The organism is Cytophagales bacterium (assembly GCA_019456305.1).
Classification (GTDB): Bacteria; Bacteroidota; Bacteroidia; order Cytophagales; family VRUD01; genus VRUD01.
Map to the genome: position 1 here is coordinate 1 of VRUD01000104.1, position 12006 is coordinate 12006.

The following is a 12006-nucleotide window of genomic DNA, read 5'->3' on the forward strand; positions in this document are numbered from 1 at the left end:
AATATCCCTAAACAACCAAGTGAATCTGTAATGTAAACTTTATAAATTCCTGCCGGAACATTTGTGATAGAACTTATAGTATCATATACCATACTATCTGTAGATATAATAGTAGTCAAAATAAACCATACATAAGTATAAGGAGGAAGAGGTACAGCGTTCCAAATTGATACTTGTGCAATACCTGTAGAATCTTCGTTACATATTAGGTCTGTAAAACTAGTAGAAGAGCTATTTGGGAATTGAGAAAATCCTACCACAACACTATCTATTATTTTACATCCGGCACTATCATAAATAATAACATTGTGAACCCCCGCAGATAAACCTGTTAATACAGAATCTTTTAGCAGGGTATCACTGTTCCAATAAAAAGTATAGGGTGGAATTCCTCCAAAAGTAGAAACAGTTGCCGATCCATTACCGGCATCTTTGCAACTTTCATTTCTAATAGTGAATGTAGCTTCAATAAGAGCAGGCTCTTTAAGTAAGACACTATCGGTTGTTTCACATCCATTACCGTCTATAACGGTTACACTATACAAGGCAGCGCCTAAGGAATCTATAATAGAATCATTTCCGCCAATAGGCGTCCAATTATACACATATGGTGGTGCACCTTCTTTAGTCTGGACTGCAACGCTTCCCGTACTATCCCCGTTACAGAATATTTCTTTAATAAGAATAAAAGCATCTATAACAGGACCTGGAAGATTACCTACGAAAATTACCAGGCTATCTTCACAACCGTTACTATCTGTTACGGTTATTGTATATTGTCCGGCAAGTAAGCTGGTAGCTGTATCATTTACTTGTGGAACAGGAGAGGTGTTCCATGAATAAGTATAGGGAACCGTACCACCGCTCACATTGACAATGGCTATCCCAACGGATTTAGCACACGTATCAGGTAGTGTGGTATCTGCCAATACAAGCAGGGTAGGTTCGGTTACCTGTATTGAATCAAATATTTCCTGGCACCCGTTTGCATCTGTTACTATTACTGTATAAGATCCTGCTGAAAGGTTTGACGCAGTAGGTAATGTATTTGGTGGTAAAACAGTGGGCCAAAGCCAGCTATAACCTCCAGCGCCTCCTGTTGGTATAGAGGTAATGGAGCCATTGCTCAATCCATTACAGCTTACATTAACTATAACAATACTATCCAGCTCAATAGGAGTTGGGTCCACAATTGTTGCAGTATCATATACAGCCGGACAATTATTCGCATCAGTTACTTCCACTACATGAGTACCTGCACATAAAGTATCTGCTGTGAATGTTGTATCACCATTAGACCACAGATAAGAATAAGGCGGAGTGCCCCCGATTACAGAAACGTTTACCCATCCGTTACAAGCAGCAATACAGGTTGGAGAAAGTTGAGCAGTTGCAGTAACTATTGATGATGGTTCAGTAATTACAGTGTCAATAGAAGCTGTACAATTATTAGAGTCGGTAACTTCAACGATATATGTACCTGCTGTTAACCCTGTTGCTATTGAGCCGGTTTGCCCGATAGGGCTGCCAGGTCCGTCAAACCATTCGTAGGTAAATGGCGGGGTACCTCCCGAATCAACCACTACGATCGCTATTCCGGTGCTATCTCCAAAACATGATACATGTATCACTGAATCAATTGAGAGTGCAGGAAGTTGCACATCATTAACATTGGCAATTTCAGTAGCGATGCATCCGTTAGAATCAATGACAACCGGGGTATATGATCCGCCAGACAAGCTGTCAACGGTTATTGAAGACTCTATCGTATCTCCGCTGCCATTATCTATCCATAAATAAGTATAAGGTGGATAGCCGCCATTTATGATCATAGTAGCTGTACCGAGAGAATCACAGGTCGGATCAACGATGTTTACGTTAACGATCGCTAACAACATAGCAGGGATAATACTGACTTCATTAGTTTTAACGCAGCCATTGGTATCTGTAATTTGAACAACAAATGCGCCTCCCGTACCTGTACCTCCATCCCCGCATAATCCTGTTGCCGTTGAATCAATCTGGAAACCATCCCATAGGTAGCTGTATGGTGGGGTTCCGCCTGTGGCATGCACAGTAGCCTCCCCGTCACATGCCAGGTAACATTTTTCGTTAATGGTTGTGAATGTTGTGGTTATTGAATCCGGTTCGGAAATAGTTACAGAGGTAATGGCTATACACCCGTTGGTATCTGTAACGATGATAGTATAAAACCCGGCACACAACGTACTCACAGAGCTGGTTGTACTGTTACCGGTGTCATCCCACAGATAAGTATAAGGCGGTGTTCCGCCTGTGATATTTACCTGTGCATATCCATCACAGGCACCGAAACAGTTGGCGTCAATGCTGGCAAAAATGGAGGCGGAAGGAGAGCCAACATCGTTAACCAATACAGTAGCAGAATCTTTACAACCAGTATTATCCGTAACAACAACAGTATATGCCCCCGCAGCTAAACCTGTAGCAGTATCCGTAGTTTGCCCGCCAGCTTGGGCATCCCATTGGTAGGTGAAAGGAACAAAACCGCCCGAAGTAACAGTCACATACGCTACGCCATTGCTATCACCGCAGGTAGCATCTATGGAACCCGTAGCAAGCACAATAGCAAGTGGTTCATTCACAGCAATACAGGTATCCAGCGTGCATCCTTTGATATCCTTAATAGTTACGCAATGTGTTCCTGCACATAAACCTGTAATGGTTTGAGTGGTTTGTCCACCCGGAGACCATAAGTAAGTATAAAGTGGGCTGCCTCCGGAAGGTGTTACGGTGGCAGATCCGTCACAAACGCCAAAACAACTTGCGTCTGTCGCTGAAATCGTAGTTGTTAAAGCAGGTGGTTGACCAATAAATGCAGCGCCTGCTTTCACACAACCGGCAGTATCGGTAACAACAAGCGTATAAACCCCGGTACATAAATTTACTGCCGTTGAATCAGTATCTCCGGATGTCCAGAAATAAGTATATGGTGGAGTGCCTCCTGTAACTGTAGCCGTTGCCTCACCTGTACATTCTCCATTGCAAAGCGGATCGGTAGGAGTAATGGTGATGGTTATAGGAGGTGGTTCTGTAATTGTTATACAGCCAATAGAGACACACCCAACAAAATCGGTAATAGTATCACAATGTGCGCCTGCTGTCAAGGCAATAGCAGTGGCGCTAATCTCAGTATTATCCCACAGGTGAGTAAACGGTGCCGTACCACCGGACATCGTCACCGTGGCCGATCCGTCAGAACCGCCGTTACAGCTTACATTATTGTTTAATGTAATTGTTGGCGTACCGCCACCTATATCATTGATGGTTACACATTGAACCGCTGAACAACTATTGGCATCTCCAACCGTAACACACCAAACTCCGCTTGTTAAATTTTTAGCAGTATCATCTAATTGTATAGGTGAGGTATTCCACGAGTAAGTATAACTACCTGTACCACCGGTAACGGTTACATAAGCTTCTCCATCTGCCAGTCCGCAGTTTGCATCTGTATTTATAAATGTTATAAGCGCTAATGGAGCAGGTTCATTAATAATTACACTATCAACTGTTGTACAACCATTAGCATCTGTAACAGTAACGCAAAATGTATCGGCACTGAGGTTGCCCACGTCTTGCGAGGTAGGCCCGTGGCACCATAAATAGGTGTATGTACCTGCGCCTGTGCCTCCCGTTACGGTCAGGTCAGCGGCTCCATTCGTACCACCGTTGCAGGAAATATCTGTACCGATGATGAAAGTTGACAGTGCAGCCGGTTCATTAATGGTAACACATTCATTTGCTATACATCCATTACCATCTGTGACCGTAACGCAATAAATACCGGCAATTAAGCTGTCGGCAGTAGGTCCGCTTCCGCCATAAGGCAACCATGACCAGGTATAACCCCCTGTACCTCCTGAAACAGATACTGTAGCGCTGCCTGTGCTGTCACCGTTACATGCAACGGGTGTGCTTGAAGTAATGGAAGCGATCAGTGCAGGCGGTTCTGATATTATTACCGTTGCTGAAGCTACACAACCTGAATCATCGGTAATGGATACAGTGTAAGTGCCTGCCTGTAAACCCGTAGCGAATGAGTCTACACTAACCGGAGGCGACCACGACCATGTAAACGGCCTTACACCGCCAGAACCTGTTGCCGTAGCGCTGCCGTCACTACCCCCGTTACAGGTTACGCTGTCGCTGCTAACGATTGAAGCGGTTGGAGCCCCGGCATCATTTACGGAGATAGTTACCGAATCACTGCAAAGTTTCGCGTCAGTTACCGTTACAGTGTATGCACCGGCAGTCAGGCTGGTAATTGTGGGGGTCGTCCCGCCACCTGGTGACCACAAATAGGTATAACCCGGAGTGCCACCGGCAACTGCTACAGAGGCTTCTCCATTAGGAATTCCGCAGGCTGCATCTACGCTGCCGGGTGTAAGCGTCATTGCAGGAGGCTGGCCCACTGTGTAGCTTATATTAAACGTACAACTGTTAGCATCTGTAACAGTAACATTATATGTTCCTGCACAAAGACCTGTTGCTGTTTGAGTAGTTTGGAATCCTGTGTTCCCATCCCATTGATAGCTATAGGTACCTGGGCCTGTACCGCCAGACGGGGTTACGGTTGCCTGCCCGTCACACTCACCGTTACAGCTAACACTATCGCCAACTGTAACAGCAGTCAATGCAGGCGATTCTGTAATATTAACATTAGCTGTTTGAACACAGCCATTAGCATCTGTTACTGTAACTGTATATAGCGCTGCACATAAACCCGATGCGCTTGGCCCGATACCACCGGCAGGTGCCCATGAATAGCCATAAGGTGGTGTTCCTCCGGAAACGGATGATGAAGCGCTGCCATCGCATACCCCGAAACAGGTTACATTGGCGCTGGTGGGAATGGATACGCTTAATGCAGAAGCCGGTTCAGTGATAGTAACAGCTTGCGTAACCTGGCAGCCATTAGCATCTTGTACTGTAACCGTATAGCTGCCTGCCAAAAGCACGGTAAAAGTGCCGCTTCCCTGGAATGGCCCGCCAATTGAGTAAGTATATCCTCCTGCACCGCCTGACCCGGCAACGGTAACACTGCCTGTAGCATCACCGGTACAAAGCACATTGGTCTGTGCTGTTATGCTTGCGGTTAAGAGTGATGGTTGTGTAATAGTTACCGGCTGCACAACGGTACAGCCATTGGCGTCTTTCACGGTCACCGTATAGCTCCCGGTTGTTAACCCGCTGAAAGTGCCGCTGACCACGAATGGCCCTCCATTAAGTGAATAGGTATATGTGGGTGTGCCTCCGGAACCGGCAACAGTAACACTGCCCGTAGCATCACCATTACAAAGCACATTTGTTTGAGAAGTTATAGATGTGCCTAATACAGATGGTTGATTGATGAAAACAGAAGATGATGCTGTACACCCGTTAACATTCGTTACCGTTACATTATAGGTACCCAGACAAAGGCCGGCTATATCTTCTGTAATAGCTGTAAATGCACCAGGACCAGTCCATGAAAAGGATGTGCCCCCTGTTTGAGTAAGATTAGCTGCTCCGTTACAAGCTCCATTGCAGGTAATATCGGTTCCAGCTATAGAAGTAATAGATGGTTGGCAAAATACAGTTACCAGCACTGAAGTTGTAGCAGTACAAGCACCACAGGTAACTGTTTGCGTAACCGTAAAAGATCCACATGCAGCATAAGAATAGGTTGGATTTTGTAAAGGAGAGGTGCCCGATAAGTCCCCAAAATTCCAGGTATAAGCACATCCCGTTGTACCTGTATTGGTGAAAGAATAGCTGTTGCCTGATAAACATTGGTTTCCATTGTAAGTAAACCCCGCTGTAACAACCGGACCATTGACAACTACTACCGAAGCGCTTGCCGTACATCCATTTGCATCAGTCACTGTTACTGTATAGGTGCCGGCACAACGGCCAGTGACAGAAGAAGTAGTTTGGCCGCCAGGGCTCCATGAATAGGTGAAACCGCCTGCACCACCTGTGGCAGATACTGAAACAGAACCGTCACAGGCGCCTGCACAATTAGTTGCTGTTGAACTCATGGATAAAGAAATAGCTGTGGGTTGGGCTATGGTTAAAGAAGCAGTTCCCATACATCCATTGGCATCGGTTACGGTTACTGTATAGCCGCCTGCAGATAAACCTGTACACACTTGTGTTAAACACCCGTTTGTCCAGGAATAACTATAAGGTGAAGTGCCGCCGGTTGGAAATGCTGTGGCGCTGCCGGTGGTGCCTCCAAAACAGCTTACATTTGTTTGGGAAGTTGTTACGCTTACAGCAGAGACCGTAAAGGGCAAGCTTCCGGCAGGTGCTACGTTACCGCACAGATCCTCTACTGAGCCGCAGCCGGTTACTAAATTCAGGTTATAGCTGCCTCCTGTTGTTAAAGCGGGTGAAAGGATGATGGTAAAGGTATTTTCCTGGGTACCGATACCACAGGCCACTCCTGAAATACCTGTAACGGTAGTACCCTGGGGCCCTGTAACGGTAAAATCACAGGCCTGCACGCTGCTGCACAAAACATTTTCAGAAAGATTGAAGGTGATTGAAGTAGTGTTACATGCCGGGGTGCTGGCTAATGAGCTTATGGTTGGAGCAACATTATCAAAGATCACAGCAGTGGAGGCAGAGAAATCTATAACGTAGCCCGCAGTTGAGCCTGTCCAATTGCTAACGTTTATAGCGTAGGTCTGCCCGGCACTAACAGGAATGGTTGGACTAAATTTACAAGCTGAGTCTGAAGCAGAACTTACACATGGATCTATTCCACAAGCTCCGCAATTTCCATTTGGTCCTGTTGGTCCTGGGTCTGCTGACCAATTACAGCTAACTTCCAAAGATGGCGTGCTAAAAATGTCGGAACAATTAGCAGTGGTTAAATTATAAACTGCCCAGTCATAGTCGTCAGTGCCGTTATTGGGTACTATTACAAAGCTAAGCTGCCCCCCTGATACCACTGTTAATGTGTACCAAACGTTATTTACCTCACCGCCCAGTAAGCATGAATTTAATGTATTGATCTCATTAGGATTAGCCCCTGCGCCTGAGTAAGAATTTTGCTGGCAGTATTGATATTCACATATTGGAACGGCATTGATACAATCCTGATCAGCAGGTATTCCAGGAGCTGACGGGCATACATAACACCCGCCATTACCGGAAATATTCATTGTAAAGTTGCAAGCATTACCTGGCCATTGATCTATAATGATATAGTAAAGTGTATTTGGCTGCAGACCGGTAGCATTAATTGTATAAGGTGAGGTGTTTAATTCGGTACAAAAAAGGGAATTGGACCAAAGACTTGCATTCTGGCAGGGAAGAGGAGGAACATCAAATATTGCAGTTTGTAAATAGCTTCCACCACAGTTAAAAGTCATGTTAAGAACAACCGGAGAACCAGCGGGATCAGTGGTAAAGGTATAGAAGACATAATTGTCATAAACGGCATTGCACGCCCAAAGCGTAACAGCAGGGTCTATACCCAGTTGATTCAGTGCGCCATCAGTAGAGCCGGTGAGGGTGGTTGGACCGCAGATATCAATGGCATCTACGCAATATTGATTAGGCTGCCCTCCAGAAGCACAAGTAATGGTCAGATCAAATGCACCTTCACTGCTGCCAAATCCATGCACAAGGATATAATAGGTAGTGCCTGAGGTAGATGTCCAGGTAACTTCTGATTGCAAAGATAACAGTCCGCATGCACCAGCATTATCATCGTTACCAGTTACACAAGTTAATATCCCGCAAGAGCCGGTATAAACCCTGATTTTAGTATCGTAAGAGCTACCACAAAGCGATGCCGTGATGTCGTTTCCAGTGCCAACAATTGAATACCATACACCTCCGCCAGTACCATCACCTGTAACACATGTTGGGGCTACATCAGGGTTTGCACCTACGGTTGTGCTGCTGGTTACGCTTCCGCAGGTTACTGCCTGAGCGCCGGTGCAGTTATCATTGGGAGGGCCGCCACCTGTGCAGCCAGTACACTGCCATTGAAGTGTCATACATGAGGATTGGGCGAGACAACTAAATTTACTTACAAGTACTCTGACTGTACCGGTAAATGTTGCTGTCCACGAGATAGAAGACTGAAGACTACAAAAATCGTCATTATATGCAAGAGACGCACCGGAACAACTGGCTGAAGGATATAATGTAAGCTGGGTATCAAAATCTGCATCTCCACACGTTTGCCACTCATAAGTGCAGCCTGATGTAACAGAATAAAATGAATATTCACCTCCAAATATACAAGTGCTCACATTTGTCCATGTTGAAGGGCAGGTAGTTGAAAATGTGCCTGATGGAAAATTAGCAGTGCAATTAGTACATTGGCCATAAGCCCTGTATTGTCCAAAAAATAATACTATGGCGAAAAGAAAAGTTATAGTTTTCATAATATAATTTTTTTATTTTTTATAGTATTCACCAAATCCTTTTTTCCATTATCTGATTAGTTTTAAGAAAAAAACAATTTTATTATTGCTTTTGTACCTGCTGTTTAGCTTTCTCTTCCTGTTTATCCTGGTAGCGGAAAAAAACAGCAAAACACAGAGCAGCCAAAAAGGTTAAACCCGCTGCTATAATAACAACATCCATAGGTCCAAATTCCATATTAATTCATCTCTTTACTTTTGTTCAATTATTTCATATTTATCCGTATTATTCAAAATAAGCTGCTGCTTTTCTACCGGCATTTTTTGAAATTCCGCATCAGGTATTTGTTCAGGCTGATCCTTGTTTTTATTAAATAATTCATTGTATTTATCGGGATTGTTATTGATCCATTGCTGTTTTGCCTGTGAATAGTTTTGTCTGTCTATTTCAGGATGTCCGGTATCAATATATTGCGGGAAACTTGCAGGCATCTCCTGCTTATTTTTAACGATCACCGATTTTTCTTTTTTAATAGATTTTGTATCTTCTGGTTGGGGTTTTCCATACGTTTCCAGCATCCGTTTCTGTTTGAGCTCATCACTCATTTGTGTTTGGGTTGTATTTTGCCTTTTTTGAAGATGAATTTCTTGTGAATAATTTGAAACCTTTATTCCTGCAGATGATGTAATATCCACAATATCCTTTTTTTGGATTTCAAATCCGGCAATGATGGTACATTGGTTATTGGCAATATCTGTTTGGCAGGAAATAATACCCTGTTTTGATTCCATGGAGCTTTTAAGATCCAAGGCATCGGTTGGTGTATTGACGCCATAAACCGAGAACCTGATGATCTTAAAGCTCATTTTTTTTTCCAGTTCAGCAACATTTCGCTTACCAGACAAGTTGCTTTCAGATCGCTGTGCAAAAATTGATAGCGTTGGCGCTATTATCAACAGGGTCAACAAATAAATTCTGTTAGTATTCATAATATTAATTTTTAGACATCCCGGGTATTCGGGACTAAATGATTGCCACAGATTCACAGATTTTATAAGATAATTCTTTTAATCTGTGAATCTGTGGCTTTTATTTTCCTTTTCATAATTAATCCAATTTTTTGGGGTAAAATTATGGTACGAATTAGATAATGCAAGGTTATAAATTTAAAATTATAAATCCAAATATTTTTGCAATTATTTTTTCAAATTAACTTTATGTTTAGTGGTTAAAATTAATAGCCCGAACGGTGAGATAATTTTTTTCCTTATTCCCCATATTCCTTCTATTTCCCTATTCCCTTTATTCCCTTTTTTTTACATCTTCCATCAATCGCTATCTCATTATCTGTATCCATCCTGTGCAAGGTCTTTCCTTATCTTCTATCTTTATGAGATAAAAATAAGTGCCATCGGGTAATGGGTTGCTATTTTTATTGGTGCCTTTCCATACTACGCCATCATCATTGTTGTCGCTATTGTTGTCATCTATGTTGTTATAATTATTTACCTTCCATACAACATCTCCCCACCTATTGTAAATTGTTACTTCATTAGGCTTGCAAGATTGAAATTGTAACCCTTCTATCCACCAATAATCGTTTACCCCATCATTATTAGGTGATATGCCATTGAATAAGTCCTTACACTTTGTTTGACATCCTACCGGTAGTATTAAAGTATCAATTGTTATACAACCATTTGCATCTTTTGTAGTTATTATGTATATACTTTCACATAAATCAGTAGCAATATTTGTATTTGATATAATATTTCCATCACTATCCATCCATTGATAATTATAAGATGGCCTTCCGTCTGTAGAAGAGATCATTGCCCTTCCATCGCACTCGTCTTCATCGCTCGGATTAATGACATTTTGATCTAATATGGTTGAAACAGGATTTTGATATACTGTAACAACATCTAGTATGATTATTGAATCTGCACAGTTGCCTAACCACACAGTTAAAGTTACATCAAACATGCCTGCCTGAGAATATACATGTGTGGGGTTTTGAAGTGTATCTGTAAGTGTGTCACCAAAATTCCATAACCAACCTGTAGGATTGCTTAAAGAGAGATCTGTAAATTGGGTGGAATCCCCTTGGCATACAGTATTGGCAGTAAAAATAGCCTCAGGACTTGGATCCACCGAAACAAGCACAGAACCTACAACATCAGGGGAACAACTATCACTTAAAGTAACGAAATAAGTTGTGTCTGAATTTGGAGATACAATAATAGAACTGCCCGTGTCTCCATTACTCCAGGTATAATAATAAGGCCCGCCATTTCCACCTGATACATTCGCACTAATAGTTACTGAATCTCCTTCACAAATAATAACAGCAGGTGTAGTAGATACTTTAAGTGGCGGATTAACTATCACTGTAATATATTCTGTATCAGAAACACATTGATATAGATTAGTTGCATAAACAGAATATGTAGTTGTGCTGGTTGGATATACCCAATATGTTCCGCTATTTCCCAAAGTTGTATCATTCCAGGTATAAAAGTAGGTACCTGTTGAATCAACATACGCGCTTATTTGAGCGCTATCACCAACACAAATACTCGTAGAACCTTTACCCATAACATCCAGGGCAGGTGGATCCTCAAGCAATATAGTAGCATTTGCCTCGCATCCATTTGCATCAATAACAGTCACTGAATACTGATTTGAATTTAGTGAGATTGTTGTATCATCATTACCACCTGCAGGTGCCCAATTGTATGTATATGTCGTTGTACCACCGGAAGCATAAACGATAAGCTCCCCGTCACTACCTCCATTACAGCTTATTATTTGTGAAACTATTAATGAATCAATTTTAGGCCCTTCTACATTTTCTATGGTTACATTTAAGGTATCAAAACAGTTATTCATATCGGTTACTGTTACAGTGTAAGTTCCCGGAAGCAAGCCTATCGCCATAGAGTCTGTCTGACCATCATCCCATAAGTAGCTATAAGGTGGGGTACCACCTGTTGAAGTTACTATGGCTAACCCATTTGATTTGTCGCAAGTGTCAGGTAAAGAACTGCCTGCCAATGTCAACTGCTGGGCAGGCTCTGTTATGGTAAACGAATCTGAAGCAACACAACTGTCCGTATTTGTAACTGTAACAATGTAAGTACCTACCGGTAGGTTTGCAGCAGTAGGGCCATTTCCTCCTATTGGCGACCAAGAGAATGTATATGCTCCGATCGGAATTACTGAGACAGTGATCATGCCGGTACTTTCACCTTTGCAGCCAACATTTTGAATTACATTAGCTGTTATTACGATTGAATCCGGATCAACAATAGTTACACTATCTACTCCCGGAGGGCATCCATTAGCATCGGTTATTGATACTAAATAGGTACCGGAACATAAGCTATCAGCAATAGGTGTTGTTTGCAACAGTGGATCATCCCACTGGTATGTATAGGGTGGCGTGCCACCTACAGCAGCAGAGGTTGCTTCCCCGTTACAGGCAGCGATACAACTCGGATTAAGTGAAGAAGTAACGGCTGCTACTATTACAGAAGGTTGATCAATGATGGTATCAGCAGAAGCTACACAGCCATTTGAATCGGTCACTACAAC

General features: G+C 42.8%; 3 protein-coding genes. All 3 read right to left on the minus strand.

Translation table 11 applies throughout. The features are described 5' to 3' along the window. On the minus strand, positions 1 to 8429 hold an 8429-nt coding region (locus FVQ77_16040), incomplete at its 3' end, for a hypothetical protein (protein ID MBW8051812.1). Positions 8430 to 8660: 231 nt separating this feature from the next. After that, positions 8661 to 9398 carry a hypothetical protein gene (locus FVQ77_16045; protein MBW8051813.1) on the minus strand — a complete coding sequence of 246 codons (738 nt, stop codon included), beginning with the start codon at positions 9396 to 9398 and terminating at the stop codon, positions 8661 to 8663. Positions 9399 to 9744: 346 nt separating this feature from the next. Then, positions 9745 to 12006: T9SS type B sorting domain-containing protein (locus tag FVQ77_16050; GenBank protein ID MBW8051814.1), on the minus strand; the 2262-nt coding region annotated here is incomplete at its 5' end.